Annotated in this window: 12 protein-coding genes; 4 read left to right on the forward strand and 8 right to left on the reverse strand. The window is 36.2% G+C overall.

Annotation, left to right across the window (positions count from 1 at the left end; all coding sequences use genetic code 11):
• Positions 1–414 precede the first annotated feature (414 nt).
• On the forward strand, positions 415–1,707 hold the full coding sequence (locus tag OLM61_RS06405) for an aminopeptidase P family protein (RefSeq protein ID WP_264525573.1): 1,293 nt from the start codon (positions 415–417) through the stop codon (positions 1,705–1,707).
• Positions 1,708–1,886: 179 nt separating this feature from the next.
• Positions 1,887–2,663 carry an alpha/beta fold hydrolase gene (locus OLM61_RS06410; protein WP_264525574.1) on the forward strand — a complete coding sequence of 259 codons (777 nt, stop codon included), beginning with the start codon at positions 1,887–1,889 and terminating at the stop codon, positions 2,661–2,663.
• Between the two features lie 73 nt (positions 2,664–2,736).
• On the opposite strand, the gene OLM61_RS06415 is transcribed toward OLM61_RS06410, so the two are convergent.
• The 6 genes from OLM61_RS06415 to OLM61_RS06440 all read right to left on the reverse strand — a co-directional run bounded on the left by OLM61_RS06415 (position 2,737) and on the right by OLM61_RS06440 (position 12,659).
• The gene (locus tag OLM61_RS06415; protein ID WP_264525575.1) at positions 2,737–5,502 is read right to left on the reverse strand and encodes a PD-(D/E)XK nuclease family protein; all 2,766 of its coding nucleotides are present in this window, start codon (positions 5,500–5,502) and stop codon (positions 2,737–2,739) included.
• Between the two features lie 63 nt (positions 5,503–5,565).
• Positions 5,566–7,029 carry an OmpA family protein gene (locus tag OLM61_RS06420; protein ID WP_264525576.1) on the reverse strand — a complete coding sequence of 488 codons (1,464 nt, stop codon included), beginning with the start codon at positions 7,027–7,029 and terminating at the stop codon, positions 5,566–5,568.
• Between the two features lie 113 nt (positions 7,030–7,142).
• Positions 7,143–8,336 (reverse strand): glycine C-acetyltransferase, encoded by a 1,194-nt coding sequence (kbl, locus tag OLM61_RS06425; RefSeq protein ID WP_264525577.1) that lies wholly within the window; start codon positions 8,334–8,336, stop codon positions 7,143–7,145.
• 80 nt (positions 8,337–8,416) lie between these two features.
• Entirely contained in the window at positions 8,417–11,575 is a 3,159-nt protein-coding gene (locus OLM61_RS06430) for a UvrD-helicase domain-containing protein (protein WP_264525578.1), read from the reverse strand.
• Positions 11,576–11,719: 144 nt separating this feature from the next.
• Positions 11,720–12,319 carry a lipoprotein signal peptidase gene (locus OLM61_RS06435; protein ID WP_264525579.1) on the reverse strand — a complete coding sequence of 200 codons (600 nt, stop codon included), beginning with the start codon at positions 12,317–12,319 and terminating at the stop codon, positions 11,720–11,722.
• Positions 12,320–12,443: 124 nt separating this feature from the next.
• Positions 12,444–12,659 (reverse strand): hypothetical protein, encoded by a 216-nt coding sequence (locus OLM61_RS06440; protein ID WP_264525580.1) that lies wholly within the window; start codon positions 12,657–12,659, stop codon positions 12,444–12,446.
• A 179-nt stretch (positions 12,660–12,838) separates the two neighbouring features.
• On the opposite strand from OLM61_RS06440, the gene OLM61_RS06445 reads away from it, so the two are divergent.
• Together OLM61_RS06445 and OLM61_RS06450 are read left to right on the forward strand one after the other, a co-directional pair.
• On the forward strand, positions 12,839–13,195 hold the full coding sequence (locus tag OLM61_RS06445) for a roadblock/LC7 domain-containing protein (RefSeq protein WP_264525581.1): 357 nt from the start codon (positions 12,839–12,841) through the stop codon (positions 13,193–13,195).
• A gap of 32 nt (positions 13,196–13,227) precedes the next feature.
• Complete coding sequence (locus OLM61_RS06450) at positions 13,228–13,608, forward strand: hypothetical protein (RefSeq protein ID WP_017497678.1); 381 nt, start codon at positions 13,228–13,230, stop codon at positions 13,606–13,608.
• 265 nt (positions 13,609–13,873) lie between these two features.
• Here OLM61_RS06450 and OLM61_RS06455 read toward each other — a convergent pair whose 3' ends face one another.
• Complete coding sequence (locus OLM61_RS06455; protein ID WP_026983623.1) at positions 13,874–14,254, reverse strand: TraR/DksA family transcriptional regulator; 381 nt, start codon at positions 14,252–14,254, stop codon at positions 13,874–13,876.
• Between the two features lie 7 nt (positions 14,255–14,261).
• Positions 14,262–17,663, reverse strand: coding sequence for an isoleucine--tRNA ligase (ileS, locus tag OLM61_RS06460; RefSeq protein ID WP_264525582.1), 3,402 nt, complete (start codon positions 17,661–17,663; stop codon positions 14,262–14,264).
• Between the last annotated feature and the right edge of the window lie 26 nt (positions 17,664–17,689).

Consider the following 17,689-nt stretch of genomic DNA (forward strand, 5'->3'; position numbering starts at 1 on the left):
CAATATTACGCAATATTGTCATTTCGCCGAAGGAGAAATCACACGCGCTGATCGACAAAGATTGGCGACCTTGATTGCGGAATTTCTAATGTGATTTCTCCTTCGTCAAGATTACAAACTATACGGTTACCAATTTTTGTCTAGTTTCGGGTGTGATTCTTCGTTCCTCAGAATGACAAAACTGTGCGCCTACTAATATTTGTTAAAATTACAAGATTGCATCAAAACTTTGCATCTTTGCAACCTTGCGAGAAAAAAACTAGCGTACTTTGCGTAAATCTTAGCGCACTTCGCGGTTGAATTAAAATCTAAGAAACAAACCCTAACAAAAAAATAAAACTTTAAGAAATCAATTTCATGCTGTTTGCTTAAAAAACGTAATTTTGAAATTCGAAGTTCAAAAAAGAAATTATTATGAAATATCATCAAATAAACAGCGCTCTTTTTGTAAAAAACCGCAAAAAATTCACGGCAGAAATGAAACCAAATAGTGTTGCCGTTTTCAACTCCAATGACATTTACCCTGTTAGTGCCGACAGTACTTTACCGTTTGCACAACACAGAGATATTTTTTATCTGAGCGGTGTAGATCAGGAAGAAAGTATTTTGCTTTTGTTTCCGGATGCGCCTTATGAGAGCCAAAAAGAAATTCTTTTCCTAAAAGAAACCAGCGAACACATTGCCATCTGGGAAGGTGAAAAACTAACTAAAGAACGTGCTTTTCAGGTTTCAGGAATCAGAACCGTTTATTGGTTACAGGATTTTCATAAAATTTTGAACGAAATGATGACCTATGCCGATACAATGTACATTAACACTAACGAACATTACCGCGCGACCGTTGAAACAGAAACCCGTGAAGCTCGTTTTGTAAAATGGTGGAAAGAACGTTATCCGGCACACAACGTAGCCAAAAGTAACCCAATTTTACAGCGTCTTCGTTCTGTAAAAGAAAGTGAAGAAATCGATTTAATTCAGCAGGCTTGCGACATTACCGAAAAAGGTTTCCGCAGACTATTATCATTTGTAAAACCAAATGTAACCGAATACGAAATCGAAGCCGAATTAATTCACGAATTCGTTCGCAACCGTTCTAAAGGTTTTGCTTACACCCCAATTATCGCTTCTGGAAACAATGCCAATGTTTTGCATTACATCGAAAACAATCAGCAATGTAAAGACGGAGATTTAATCTTACTGGATGTTGCTGCCGAATACGCGAACTACTCCAGCGATTTATCACGTACAATTCCGGTTTCAGGAAGATATACCGAAAGGCAAAAAGCAGTTTACAATGCTGTTTTGAGAGTAAAAAACGAAGCTACAAAAATGTTGACTCCGGGAACTCTTTGGAAGCAATATCATGTTGAAGTAGGTAAAATCATGACCTCAGAATTGCTTGGTTTAGGCTTAATAGACAAAGCTGATGTTCAGAACGAAAATCCGGAATGGCCAGCATACAAAAAATATTTCATGCACGGAACCTCTCACCATATGGGACTGGACACTCACGACTATGGATTACTTCACGAACCAATGAAAGCCAATATGGTTTTTACAGTTGAGCCAGGAATCTACATTCCAGCCGAAGGATTTGGAATCCGCTTAGAAGACAATGTTGTGGTACAGGAAAAAGGAGAACCTTTTAACCTGATGCGTAATATTCCGATTGAAGCAGATGAAATCGAGAGTTTGATGAATTCTTAAAGAGAAAAGAATATAGATCATAGAAAATAAACGGCTGGCAGAAATGTCGGCCGTTTTTTTATGCACGAAATAAACCCTTAAAAACTAGATTGACTATTTTTCTTTACCTTGAATGAACTTATACTTTTTATATGCTTTTAGCTTTTCCTATCTTTGCCAACCACAATTAAAATGTCATTTTGAAAAATATTCTATATAAAAACACCCAAATTTCTTATACTGATTCAGGTCAGGGAACTGCAATTATATTTCTTCACGGCTTTTTGGAAAACAAAAAAATGTGGAAGGATTATATTGCTCCTTTCTCTGAAAAATACCGCGTGATTACAATCGATTTGCTGGGTCATGGCGAATCGGATTCTTTGGGATATGTGCATGCGATGGAAGATAATGCCAATGCTGTTCATGAAGTATTGAATCACTTAAAAATTGAGAAAGCTACAATCGTCGGACATTCGATGGGAGGTTACGTAGCTTTGGCTTTCGCCGAATTATTCCCAAAAAGTATCCGAAAACTGGTGTTACTGAATTCTACTTCAAGAGCAGACAGTGCCGAAAAAAAAATCAACCGAACACGCGCTATCAAAGCGGTCAAACAAAACTACATAACCTTTGTAAGCCTTGCCATTGCTAATTTGTTCAGTGAAAACAATCGAACTCTGCTAAAAGACGAAATTGAGAAAGTAAAAATTCAGGCCTTAAAAACTCCTTTACAAGGAATTGTTGCTTCTTTGGAAGGAATGAAAATCAGAAAAGACAGAGAAGCGCTACTGCATCAGAATTTGTTTCCGGTTTTATTGATTTTAGGTAAAAAAGATCCTGTTTTAAATTACGAAGACAGCATCACCCAAATCAATGACACTACTGCCGAATTGGTTTCTTTTGAAGACGGACACATGAGCCACATTGAGAACAAAGAAGCATTGAAAAATGTACTGTTTGGTTTTTTCGAATAAATCGGAAAAACCAATATTTCAGTATAAAAACCAGCCGAAACAGCAAGCTTTAAAAGTTCAGCTATCTGATTCTCTAATTTATTTTTTCCTCAAAAGGAATATCCATATTGAAGATTTCTTTTAACAATACAACAATCTCCTCCAGATAATTCTTTAAAATCTCATTCGTTATAGTAACATTCAACTCTTTATCCTCTTTAAACCCAAAAGGCAAAAATCCTGATTTTAGATTTTTAAAAGAGATAATTCCAACTTCAATCGGAATCTCACCTGCTTCTTTTTCAAACATGAACGCATAAGCCAAAACCTGAATGATTTTATCATTTTTAAGCTCCTGAGTCAATCCATTCCACGATTTAAGTACTACGTTCGTCTTTTCAACTTTTCCGGTCTTATAATCAATAATTCGAATTTTACCGTTGCGCAATTCTATTCGGTCCACATTTCCTTTAATCAAAACCGGAAATGGCAGATCTGGATGGTTTAATTCTCGTCCGTACGTTTCTTCCAGGGCCATGATCTTAACAGCATCCCCATTCTTAAGAGACTCCAATTCCATTTTTAAAAAATTAGATACATTCCGTTTCGCTACTTCAAAAGCCAAAAGATTACGTCCTTTTTTAATTTCTCCTTCTTTATAAACCAGTTTAAACTGTTTTAAAACTTCATCATCCAGTAATTTGAAACAATTTTCAAGATCCGCTTCCGAAATAAACTTACCAATAAAAGGTTCGTACAACGTTTTTAATGTTTCATGAATTATAGTACCAAGCGTATTCAAAGCGATGTTCTCCTCTACTTCTTCAACCTCCCGAATTCGAAGGATTTTCTGAAAATAAAAGTCAATCGGATTTCGGATATAACTCGTCAAAGCTGACGGCGAAAAACCCGCAATCGCAATTTCTTTTAAACGTTCCAGTACAGCCTCTGATTTTGGAACCACCATTGGCTGATAAGCTGTTGTTGGCAAAACCGGGTTATAGATATCAAAAGTCAAATTGTGTTTAGACTGTTTTTCCACTTCCAGCTGTGTGATAAAACGGCTGCGCTCTCCAGCATCCAATCCGTCATTTTCGGTATTATAAATCAAAAAGATGTTTTTAGCCCTTTGCAATAAATGATAAAAGTGGTAGGTATAAATAGCATCTTTCTCTTTAAAAGTCGGCAGACCTAGTTCGTTTTTAACATCATAAGGAATAAATGAATTCTGAGATTTTCCAGCCGGAAATTTCCCTTCATTCATCGACGTTACAATTACGGTATCAAAATCGAGCACACGACTTTCAAGAACCCCCATAATCTGTAATCCGCGCAAAGGCTCTCCCTCAAACGAAACTTCAGCAACATCAATAATCTGCTTGTAGATCGCATGCAAAGTATCTATGTTGTCAATATGATTGTGTTTTGTATAATAATTAATCAGCTTATTGATTACTTTAAAAACAGCATAAACAAAAGCTTTGGCTATTTTTTCTTCCTCATTGTCATTGCTGAAATTTTCTTTTATCAAAAGTAAAAGCGCTGAAACATTTTCAAGAACAGCAATCGATCCGTTCTCCCACTTTTGGAAAAGCAATTTAAACAATGGCGACGGATTCAGATTAAGTTCCAAAACCCGATTATGTGTAATAAAAGTATAATTATTCTCCTTTATAATCCGCACTAAATTACCGGCATTTGCATACGGTTCAACCAACGGATGAGTCAGAATATCCAGTATATCTTTATAGTAAAAAACATAACTTTCCCCTTTGCGCGAAAGCGCATTGGTATGCATTCTAAACAATTTTGCAATTAATATCTGCGAAGGGTTGTTCTTTCCGGAATACCCCATGGTAATATTCAAACTTCCAACCGAAGACGGCAGGGAATATAAAACCGGCATCAGTAAATTTTCCTCACCCAGCACAATAGCAACTTTATCAAGAGCAGTCGTTGGATTTTCGGCAATAATATTTTCAATAATACTACCCGCCAGTTTTGCCTGACCGATTGTTTTAGGGGTTCCAATTATCTGAATGTTTTTTGACTGCGAAAAATCGTCTACAATCCACTCAAACGGATTGGCTTTATAGTGTTTCCAGTTTTCTTTAAAACGCCTTACAAAGAGTCCGGCATCATGATAAGGGTCGTTCAGAAAAGTCTGATCGACATCCCAATAAATTTTAGCCTGATCTAAAGCCAAAAGATGCTGAACAATTTTTTCTTCAGCCGCATTTAAAGCGTTAAATCCTGCAAAAATAAAACTTCGATTTGCAACTGTGTTCGAAAAGTGATTCAGATTATTTACAGCCTCACGATAAATCAATCCCTGATAACCAATTGCTTTATGAAGCAAATGATTGTACAACGAATCGTAATACAAAGGAAGTAGTTTCCAGAAATCAATATAATTTTCTAAAAGTTTGGTTTTATTCTCGACTTCGATTCCCCATTTTTTGATGTCTTCAATATCACTCAAATACGACAAAACATGAGAAGGATCCAAAAGGTAACGATCGATTTCATTAAAATCCTGTAGTAAGGTCTTCGCCCAATTGGCAAATAATTCAAAAGACTGCTGTTGTTGTTTTTCGGTTACAGAAAGATAAACTTCATAAAACTCAAACAAAAGTTCAATTGAATCAACCGACCTAATCGAAGCCACATCCTGTACAAAATCTTCAATGCTAATAATTTCAGGAGAGAGTATTGTGGTCTTAGTCTCATTTTTCAACGCTTCAATTAAAAAAACTTTCGCTCTTTTATTAGGCAGAATAATAGTTGTTTCGGCAAGTTTAGCCGAATAATCCTGAATTATAACAGTCGCTATTTTTCCGAGAAAGGAAGTATTTATCATTTGATAAAAATAAAAAAAGCCATTCAATTAAGAATGGCTTTTAGTATTTATTTAGACAGTAAATTAGATTTTACCTTGGTATTTAGAACCAATGTGTTTAATTTCTGTTCTTCTGTTTTGTGCTTTACCTGCAGCAGTTTTGTTACTTGCAACTGGTTGAGAAGATCCAAATCCTTTAGACTCTAAGTTTTCTGGATTAACACCTCTTTCGATTAATGCATTTTTCACAGCGTCAGCTCTTTCTTGAGAAAGTTTGTCGTTGATTTTTGCAGAACCTGTACTATCTGTGTGTCCTTCAATAGAGAATTTCGCGTTTGGATAGTTTTTAAGGATTTCTTTAATTGCATCTAATCTAGCTGGAGTTTCTTTGTCTCCTGTTTTGAAAGTCGCTTTACCTGAGTTAAAGTAAACCGCTCTAGCTTGAACTTTAAGATCTTCTAAAGCTTCAGTAGTTACTTCAGGACAACCTCTGTTAGAAGCAGGACCAGCAACTGTAGGACAATCATCATCTTTATCAGCAACACCGTCTTTGTCAGCGTCTAAGAAAGGACAACCACCATTTTCTCTTGGACCAGCAACTGTAGGACATTTGTCATCTTTGTCAGCGATACCATCACCGTCAGTATCAGGACAACCTTTTAAAGCAGCTAAACCAGCAACATCTGGACAAGCATCATCTTTATCAGCAATTCCGTCTCCGTCAGTATCAGGACATCCGTTTAATGCAGCTAAACCAAATACATCTGGACAAGCGTCAGAAGCGTCAACGATTCCGTCTCCGTCAGTATCAGGACATCCGTTGAATTGTTTCAAACCAGCAACATCTGGACAAGCGTCATCTTTATCGTAGATTCCGTCTCCGTCAGTATCTTTACCTCCGAATTTGAAAACTAGACCAGCAGTGTGTTGAAAGTGAGATGGAGCATCTGGTACACCAGCTTTGTCTTGTCTATCACCACTAACTGACCATTTGTATCTTGTAGCAAGCTCAAGACCAATAGCATCAGTAAACCAGAAAGTAACACCAGCACCTGGGTTAACAGTTCCGTAGCTGCTATCTCCGAAGAAAGTATAACCTCCACCAACAGATAACGAAGGATCAATCACTTTAGATTTGATTAATTCCTGGAAGCTGTACTTAATAGTAGCATCAATTCCGTAATACATCAAATCACCAGGATTAGTAACTACATTACCTCTACTATCGTGCCCTGCAGCAGATGGATTGAAAGTAACATATTTATCAATCTTGTTTACAGATCCTTGTAAACCAACAGAGAAACCACTACCTACATATCTGCTCACACCAATGTAAGATAAAGAAGGAAGGATGTTCCAGTTGTCTTTTACAGCGAATGGCTGAGAGAAGTGTTGATCAAAGAAACCACTTCCAGCACCAGAACTTGTTCTAGTGTCAACGGCATTAACTCCAAAAGAGATAGCCCATGGATTGTTACTGTCTTGTGCGTGAGAACTTAAACCCATCACCATCATCACAGCAACTAAAAGTTTGTTAAGATGTTTCATACTTAATTTTTTTAATTACAATTTAGTTAATTACAAGCAAAAGTAACACCAAAATTTTTAAATACAAAATGAAATGTTAAAAAAAACCTACAAAAATTTGACCAAAGTGGGAATTATATAACTTTTAACATTTGTCCGACAACTATAAATGCGTCTATAGCCCTGTCTAAGTGCTCTTTTGTATGCGCAGCCGATAATTGCACTCTAATCCTTGCTTTTTCTTTCGGAACTACAGGGAAGAAGAATCCGATTACATAAATACCTTGTTTCAATAGCTCGTTTGCCATTGTTTGCGACAATTTTGCATCGTATAACATCACCGGAACTATCGCTGAATCGCCGTCGATGATATCAAAACCGGCTTTTTTCATTCCTTCTTTAAAATAATTAGTATTCCATTCTAATTTATCTCTTAAAGTAGTATCTTTTTCCAACAGCTCAAACACCTTTATGGAAGCCCCAACAATAGCCGGTGCCAGTGAATTTGAAAACAAATATGGACGTGAACGCTGACGCAATAACTCGATGATCTCTTTTTTCGCAGTTGTATAACCTCCCATTGCTCCACCTAAAGCTTTACCAAGGGTTCCGGTTATAATATCAACTCTTCCCATAACCCCTTTTGCTTCAAGAGTTCCTTTTCCTGTTGCTCCAATAAATCCGGCAGCGTGACATTCGTCCACCATTACCATAGCATCATATTTATCGGCAAGATCACAAATCTTATCCAAAGGCGCTACAAGACCGTCCATTGAGAAAACTCCATCGGTAACAATTAATTTGAAACGCGCACCAGCCTCATTGGCTTTAATTAATTGCTGCTCCAAATCCTCCATGTTACTATTTTCATAACGGTAACGCGCTGCTTTACACAAACGAACCCCATCAATAATAGAAGCATGGTTCAAACTGTCTGAAATAATAGCATCGTTTTCTCCTAACAATGGCTCAAAAACACCACCATTTGCATCGAAAGCAGCAGCATAAAGAATGGTATCTTCTGTACCATAAAAATCTGCAATCTTTTTCTCCAGAGTTTTATGAATATCCTGTGTTCCGCAAATAAAACGCACCGACGACATTCCGAAACCATGTGTATCCATAGCATCTTTTGCTGCCTGAACCACTTCCGGGTGTGATGAAAGTCCTAAATAATTGTTGGCACAAAAATTCAAAACTTTTTCTCCTGTCGAGATCGTTATTTCCGCATCCTGTGCTGAAGTTATAATACGTTCTTTCTTGAAAATTCCATTTTCTTCAATTGTTTGCAACTCGTTTTGCAAATGTTCTTTTATTTTACCGTACATTTTAATTTATTTAAAACGTTAAAAATTAACAACTTAAGCCAAAAATACCCAGTCAAATCTTTAACACCTGATTAATTTTTTCACAAATTTACTACATCGATTTCTGATCCTATGTATACCAGCGCTTTTTTTAACACTTTATACCCTAAATCCTCAATAGCCTCCTGATACTCCTGTATTTGCCTGGTATATTTTGGATTTATCACCCCCGTTTTATAATCCAACAAATACGCTTCTTTGTTTGTTGTTAGAACAATTCGGTCGGGTTTTAAAATTCTTCCTTCTTTCTGAACAATGGTCTGCTCGTTCAAGACGGTATCCTTTCCATCAAAACAAATACTCAACTCAGGGTGATTGACAATTTCCTGAAGTGTCTTCAAGACCATATCTATCTGGTCATTCGTAATCAATCCGTTTTCGATACCTTTAGTAACCGCCAGATCAACATCCGTTTTGTCTTTAACAAAAGCCAAAATCTCATGAACAATATTCCCATAAGCAATTGCCCCTTGCTGATGTGTTCCCCACATCAAAGCCTCTCGCTGTGCAATTTTAATATTTTTCGGATTTAAAACTTCTGAGACCACAGGAATCACTTTGACCAGATCAACTGACTTTACGGAACTTGAAAGCCTAACCTTATTTCCAAACTCATATTCCAGTCTCTCCGCATCATAAACTCCCTTATGCATCAAATATCGAATAAAAAAAGAAGCCATATTATTTGGCAATTCTCCATCTTTCCTCTCTTTTATAGCCTGTGACACGATATACAATTGTTCTTCTGCACGCGTTAACGCCACATACAAAACATTGATATTATCCAAAAGCTCTTCTTGTTTTTTCAAATTAAAAACCGCCGAAGCACTTTCTCCAAAACCTTCAACCGCACTACTATTATCAATTAAAGCTTTCGGAACATCCAAATTTACATCTTCGGTATCCAGCCATAATTTATCTTTTGGCTTTCGATTGTAATCTTCTTCGGCAAACGGCATAATCACAACCGGAAATTCCAATCCTTTTGATTTATGAATGGTCATGATTCGAACCGCATTGTTTCCTTCGGGAGACGGAATACTAAATTTCTCTGCATTTTTATCCCAATAACTTAAAAAATCGGCTATTCCTGCCTGATTTCTCATGTCCCGCTCTAAAACAATATCCAGAAAAAACTGAACATATGCATTTCCCTCATCAGGAAGAACAAATTTCGAAATTATAATTTCTACCGCTTCATACAATGATTTTTTACGAACATCTTCAAAAGAAAACGCAACATCAAAAGTCAATAGCCACTTTTCAAAATCACCTTCCCATTTTTGAGCCATTCCCAGAGCAATGAAATCATGAATAGGCATTTGAACCTCTTTATTTGATCCTAAAAAATGAAGAAAATTAGCTTTCGACTCTAAATCGGCACTATTGTTTAGGTATTTCAGCAAATGGACAATCAAACGCACTTCTGTCGCATTCTGAATCATTAAAGTTTCAGAGGACAAAAGCGGGATATTTTGTTCTGTTAAGTAATTCGCAATTGCAATCCCCTGATCTCTTTTTCGGGTCAAAATCACAATATCTTTGTACTCAAAACCTTCCCTGACTACTTTTTGAATTGTATTTAATGTCGCCAAAACATACAAATCTGACTTCTCCACCACCTCTTCTTCGTCTGCAAAATCTGATTTCTCTATTATAGGCAGAAAAGAAATATTGACATAGCCTCCTTTTTTCGAATTTGTATTCTGAAAACTATGATTCTCATAAAGATCTTTATAATCCTCATTTGTAAATTCGGTCGAAATTAATTTAAAAAAATCATTATTAAACTCAATTACCTCACTATAACTGCGGTAATTTGTATCCAAATGTTTGACTACTTTTTCGTGATTAAAAAAAGAGACTTCTTCTTTTCCTAATTCAATAAATTGTTCGGCTTTTCCACCTCTCCATCGGTAAATAGATTGTTTTGGATCTCCCACAATCATCAGAGTTCCTTTGTTTCCAAAATCATCCTGACCCGAAAGGGAGTTATGTATCAGTGGAATAAGATTCTGCCATTGCATTTCAGAAGTATCCTGAAATTCATCAATAAAAAAGTGACGATACTTTTCTCCTAAACGCTCGTAAATAAAAGGCGCAGGCTGGTTTTGAATTTCACGATGAATGATCGCATTAAATTCAGAAATCGACAGCACATTTTGCTCCGATTGAATTTTCGCCAATTCGTTACTAACCGTATTTAAAAGCGAGAGTGGTGTAATATTCTTCAGGAACGCTTTGTAAAAATCTCTTTTTTCAAAGTTCTTATAGATTTTTTCCAGAATCTGAAGCAGTTCCGGAATTATATTTTCGATTAACGCCCTGTCTTTCGCCGTTTTATTGATCGCAATATCCTCGAATTCATGAAAAGTTTTATTCCGGGGATTAAATTTCCCATCGCGAATACTCTCTAAATGATTGGGAAAGGTTCCGCGTGAAAATGACTTTAAATCAATTCCGTTTTTATCGATTAAAGCAAGTGCTTCTGTAGCAAAGTTTTCGTTTTCAGCTTCCAGCTCTTTACACAAAGTCTGCATTTTCTTTTTGATGACAACAAACTCTTCAATAGATTTATCCTGAAAATGAGAGATCTCATTTCGGTTGTTTTCATTCAAAACTAATCTTCCGGTTTCTAATATCTCACGGGAAACGTCCCAACTTTTATCATCGTCGGTTTTTTCCATAGTAAAATCGACCAGCAATTTAGTCAGTGTTTCATCCTGACCTGCTTGTGCAATAATAGCATCAACTGCTTCAACCAGTAAATTTTCGGTATCCAAAGTGACTTCAAAAGTCATTGGCAGATTAAGATCGTGCGCAAAGGCACGAATTACCTTATGGGTAAATTTATCGATGGTAGAAATATCAAAAGCAGCATAATTATGAATCAGATGCTTGATAATATTTTGAGATTTTACTTTGATCTTAACAATAGAAAGTCCTGTATCGCGAGACAAGTCCTCCATCAAATCGACTGCTTTCGCCGAAGGCTCTTCTTTTGCAAACTCTGACAAACTCCCCACAATACGGCTTTTCATTTCATGAACCGCCTTATTGGTAAAGGTAATGGCCAGAATATTTCGATAGGCGTCATTTCTTGGAGAAGAAAGAATAATTTTGAGATACTCTTTTACCAAAGTATAGGTCTTTCCAGAGCCTGCAGATGCATCATAGATAGAGAAAGACGGACTTTGCATGAGTTTAGTTTTTCGTACGGTAAAAATAACACATTAAAATATGAAATCCCAATAAAGCAAAAATTCCAAATTCCAATAACTAACTCTTTTATTAGGCAGCTATTGGAATTTGGAATTTTAAATATTTCAGTTTTTCTACAACAACTAGGCAGTTTTAGGAAAGGCTCTTTTATTAAAAACCAACAATATACCTACTCCTGTAGAAATTGCTACATCGGCAACATTAAAGATCGCATTAAAAAAAGAAACATCTTCACCACCCCAGTAAGGGAACCAAGCCGGCAAAGTACCTCTCCAGATTGGAAAGTAAAACATGTCTACCACTAAACCGTGAAACCATGTTCCATAAGGTTCTGGTGAGAAAAGGGTTGCCAGATTACCATGACTGTCGTCAAAGATAATCCCATAAAATACCGAATCAATTATATTTCCGGCTGCTCCGGCAAAAATCAAAGCTATCGCTACAATTAAGTAATTTGAATAACGTTTCTTAACCGAATCTGCCAACCAGTAACCAATTCCTACTACAGCAAAAATTCTAAAAACAGTTAAGAACAGCTTACCGTATTCACCAGGTATCTTTGTCCCCCAGGCCATTCCTTCATTTTCAATAAAGTGAATTCTAAACCAGTCAAAAATTACGACTTCATCACCTAAAACAAAGTTTGTTTTTACATAGATTTTCGAAAGCTGATCGACAATTAAAACTAAAAATATAAGGAAATACGCTTTTCGTAATGACATTTTATTAAATTTTGATGGGGCAAAAGTAACAATTTAATCAAAAAAAACGCCCCTAATAGAGCGTTAATTGTTTTTGAAGATAAACCGGCAACTGCCAGAGCATTTTGGCCCTTTAACCGAGGCTCTATTTTTTAACATTTGGCTGAACGGTTTTTTTAGGCGGATCCGCAAAAAATTCGGAAATCGATTTAAGCAATCCTTTACCCTCTTTTCCAGCTGCCGCATTCTTGGCCTCAGCCTTCTTTACCTGAGTTTTAAACTGTATACGAATCTTTTCAAATTCTTTCATTCGATGCTCAACATCAGAGTTCACTTCTTTGAATTTCAACACTTTAGCCATTTTATAAGATTTTTATGTTAAATAAATAAAATTATAATGATTTGATATTACAATGATACATAATTTAATTTATATTTGTTAATAAAAATTAACACTTGTTTAGACTAAAAAATCATATTTATCTCTCACACGGTATTAAAACGAAAAGAATTTAACAACTTTCCTAAATCTTACAAAATATGAATGAAATCACAACTACTCTAAACGATTTTCTGCTTTCTACCAAATCTTCCGCAGCATTAATCATTAATGGGAAAGGGAAATTAATCACATCACTTCATTTAGACTATGCGGATAGTATTGCCGCAATGAGCTCGGCCATCGTATCGATGAGCGACAAACTTTTATTAGATCTCGAAAAAGGCTCTCTGAAACAACTCTTTTTAAAAACCACAGAAGGAGTTGTTGTTGGGAACAAAATAAGCGGCACAAATTTTATCATTACCTTTTCAAGAGACGGCAGCAACCTTGGTTTATTACTACGATCGACCGAAGAAACTGCTACAGAACTGAGCAAAAATTCTTTGTTAAAATAACATATTTCTATTAACACCAAACCCCGAAAACTATGAGTAATGACTTTTTAAACGTTTTTTTAAATGAAATGAAAACTAACGTAAACGGCTTTATTGCAGTAGCTGTAACAGAAATCGAATCAGGATTAAGCTTTGGAAACCTGACAACAGATCCGGCATTTGACCCTGAACTTGCAGCGGCTTACAATCTCGAAGTTGTGAAAGCAAAATTAAGTGCAGTAAAAGCTTTAAATTTAAACCAGGAGATCGAAGACATTTTGATTACTCTTTCCAATCAAATTCACATTATCGACATTTCTCCCAACAAAAAGTTCATGATCTATCTTGCGGCAGATTCGACTAAAGCAAATTTAGGAATGACAAGAGCCGTTTTAAGAAAACACAAATTAGAATTAGAAAAAAACTTAGCTTAAACTCAAGCTTATTTTATTAATTAGAACTGTCTTCTTTACAGACAGTTCTAATTGATATTATTTCTTTCCTACGTAAAAACTCCTGTTTTTAAAATTCTTACAAAAATAAACAAACCAATTTTACTACATTTATATTTTATTGTAGTAAAATTCTATATGTTTAAATCCGTCATTGCTTCAACAAAACTGCTCAAACATTAAACAAAAAAAACGCCCCTAAAAGGAGCGTCTGTTTTTTTTTATGGAGTAGTATAAAAACCCGGAATTATCTCTGCAAGTTTTTAGCTTCGATACTCATTGTAGCATGAGGAACGATTTTAAGCCTTTCTTTGCTGATTAATTTACCTGTTACTTTACAAATACCATAGGTTTTATTTTCAACACGGAATAATGCGTTTTTTAGATCGCGAATAAACTTTTCCTGTCTGATAGCCAACTGTGAGTTTGCTTCTTTAGACATCGTTTCGCTTCCTTCTTCAAATGCTTTAAAAGTTGGAGAAGTATCATCTGTTCCGTTATTCAAATCATTCATGTAAGCACTTTTAATTAAATCCAGATCGGCTTGTGCTTTTTGTATTTTATTTTGAATTATTTCTTTGAACTCTGCTAAATCAGCATCAGAGTATCTTGTAATTTCATCTATCATCTTATACTTATTTTGAAATTAATATCACTGTTTTAATATCATCAAATTCAATTTCTGTGCCGTTTTCCAACGCATCTACAAAAACCAAATCGTCAGTTAATGTCTCAGACTTAATATAGTCTTCATTTTTTAGAATTGCCTCTTCTAAAAGGCCGCTTCTTTTTATTTGAACTTTAATCTTATCGGTAACTTCAAATCCTGAATCTTTACGGATGTTTTGGATTCTGTTTACCAATTCTCTTGCGATTCCTTCGTTTTTCAATTCGTCAGAGATTGTAATATCAAGCGCAACTGTAATTCCGTTTGAATTTGCAACCAGCCAACCTTCAATATCCTGCGAGGTTATTTCTACATCTTCTAATGATAAAGTTACAGTATTTCCTGCAATTACAATATCCAATGCACCCTGCTTGTCTAATTGATTGATCTGCTCTGCCGAAAAAGATTGTATCTCTTTGGAAATCAGGCCCATATCTTTTCCAAAACGTGGCCCTAAGGCTTTAAAATTAGGCTTGATCTGCTTCACCAAAATACCCGAATCATCGTCTAAGAGCACAATTTCTTTCACGTTAACTTCCGCTTTTACAAGCTCAGAAATAGCCTCAATTTCAGCTCTCTGATTCTCGTCAAGTACCGGAATCATTACCTTTTGCAAAGGTTGACGCACTTTAATCATTTCCTTTTTACGAAGGGATAAAACCAAAGACGAGATGGTCTGCGCCTTCTGCATTTTGCTTTCTAACGTTTTATTAACAAAGTTTTCGACAAATTTTGGAAACTCTGCCAAGTGAACACTGCTATATTGCTCGGTTTGCGTAGAACCTGTTAAGTCGCGGTATAATTTATCCATGAAAAAAGGAGCGATCGGTGCACTTAATTTACTTATCGTTAATAAACAAGTATAAAGCGTTTGATACGCTGCTATTTTATCATGAGCGTACTCCCCCTTCCAGAAACGACGACGACACAAACGAACATACCAGTTACTCAGATTTTCCTGAACGAAGTCAGAAATAGCTCTTGCCGCTTTTGTAGGCTCATAATCTTCATAACATTCATCAACAAATTTTACTAATGTATGCAATTCCGACATGATCCATTGGTCAATTTCCGGTCTTTCGTTTAATGGAATTTCTGCCTCAGCATATTTAAATCCATCGATATTGGCATATAACGAAAAGAAGGAATAGGTATTATACAGGGTTCCGAAGAATTTACGACGAACCTCAGCAATTCCTTCAATATCAAACTTTAAGTTATCCCAAGGATTTGCATTAGAGATCATGTACCAACGTGTGGCATCCGGACCGTATTCCTTAATTGTTTCAAAAGGATCTGTCGCATTTCCTAAACGCTTCGACATTTTTTGTCCATTTTTATCCAGAACCAAACCATTCGAAACTACATTCTTGTACGCAATTTTATCAAAAACCAAAGTTCCGATTGCGTGCAACGTATAAAACCATCCACGAGTCTGATCGACACCTTCTGCGATGAAATTTGCAGGGAAATCTTTATTCTCGTCAATTTTATCTTTATTTTCAAAAGGATAATGCCATTGTGCATAAGGCATTGCTCCTGAATCAAACCAAACATCAATTAAATCACTTTCGCGTTTCATTGGCTGGCCTGAAGCTGAAACCAAAGTGATCCCGTCTACTACATTTTTATGTAAGTCGACTAAATCATAGTTTGATTCAGACATATTTCCGATTTCAAAACCTTTGAATGGGTTTTCTTTTTGAAAACCTGCTTCGATAGATTTTTCGATCGCATTGTACAATTCTTCAACAGAACCAATAAGAACTTCTTCTTTTTTGTCTTCAGTTCTCCAAATTGGCAACGGAATCCCCCAATATCTAGAACGAGATAAGTTCCAGTCGTTGGCATTTTTCAGCCAGTTTCCAAAACGTCCTTCACCAGTAGACTTAGGCTTCCAATTGATAGTTTCGTTCAGGTCGAACATTCTATCTTTTACATCGGTTACTTTAATGAACCATGAATCTAGTGGATAATATAATAACGGCTCATCAGTTCTCCAACTATGTGGATAACTATGTACGTATTTTTCAACCTTAAAGGCTTTATTTTCTTCTTTTAATCGAATAGCAATTTCAACATCTACAGAACGCTCTGGCGCCTGACCTGCATCATAGTACTCATTCTTTACATATTTCCCTGCCAAATCGCCTACATGTGAAGTAAATCTTCCCTGTAAATCAACCAAAGGAACTGCGGTACCATTTTCGTCTAAAACCAACATTGGCGGCACTTCCGGTTTTGCTTCTTTGGCTACTTTGGCATCATCAGCACCAAAAGTAGGAGCGGTATGTACAACCCCTGTTCCATCTTCTGTAGTAACAAAATCTCCTGTGATTACTCTAAATGCATTTTCAGGATTCTGATAAGGCAATACATACGGCAATAGTTGCTCGTAACGGATCTCGGCCAAATCAGCACCTTTTGCTTCTGCTAAAATTTTATACGGAAGCTGTTTGTCTCCATTTTTTACTTTTTCAAAATCAGCATCATCCTCGCTGGCAAAAAATCCTTTTCCGAATTGTTTTCCCACTAAGTTTTTGGCCAAAACGACATTGATTGGCTCAAAAGTATACTGATTGAAGGTTTTTACTAAAACATAGTCAATCTTTGGTCCAACTGTCAAAGCTGTATTCGATGGTAATGTCCATGGAGTTGTCGTCCATGCTAAAATGTGAACATCTCCAAACCCCAGTAAAAAGGCTGGCAGTGTTTCGGGTAATGTTTTAAACTGCGCTACGATCGTCGTATCAGTAACATCACGATAGGCACCGGGCTGATTTACTTCGTGAGAAGATAATCCGGTTCCGGCTTTAGGTGAATAAGGCTGAATCGTGTATCCTTTGTACAACAAACCTTTATCATAAATTTGTTTCAAAAGCCACCAAACAGACTCCATATATTTAGGCTTGTAGGTTACATATGGATCTTCCATATCTACCCAATATCCCATTTTTTCGGTCAAATCATTCCATACGTCGGTATAACGCATTACGGTTTTTTTACACGCTTCGTTATATTCTTCGATAGAAATTGTTTTACCAATATCTTCTTTTGTAATTCCAAGTTCTTTTTCGGTTCCTAATTCTACAGGTAATCCGTGAGTATCCCAACCCGCTTTTCTTTTTACCTGAAAACCTTTTTGAGTTTTATAACGACAAAAAATATCTTTAATCGCACGCGCCATCACGTGGTGAATACCCGGCAATCCGTTTGCTGAAGGCGGACCTTCAAAAAACACATAAGGCTCAGCACCTTCACGGGTACTTACGCTCTTTTCAAATATATTTTCTTTCTTCCAAAAATCAAGTACTTCTGATGCTACTGTTGGCAAGTCAAGTCCTTTGTATTCAGTAAATTTTGTGCTCATTTTATCCTTTTCTTAAACGAGGTGCG

Origin of the sequence: Flavobacterium sp. N502536, from assembly GCF_025947345.1 — a bacterium.
Lineage (GTDB): Bacteria > Bacteroidota > Bacteroidia > Flavobacteriales > Flavobacteriaceae > Flavobacterium.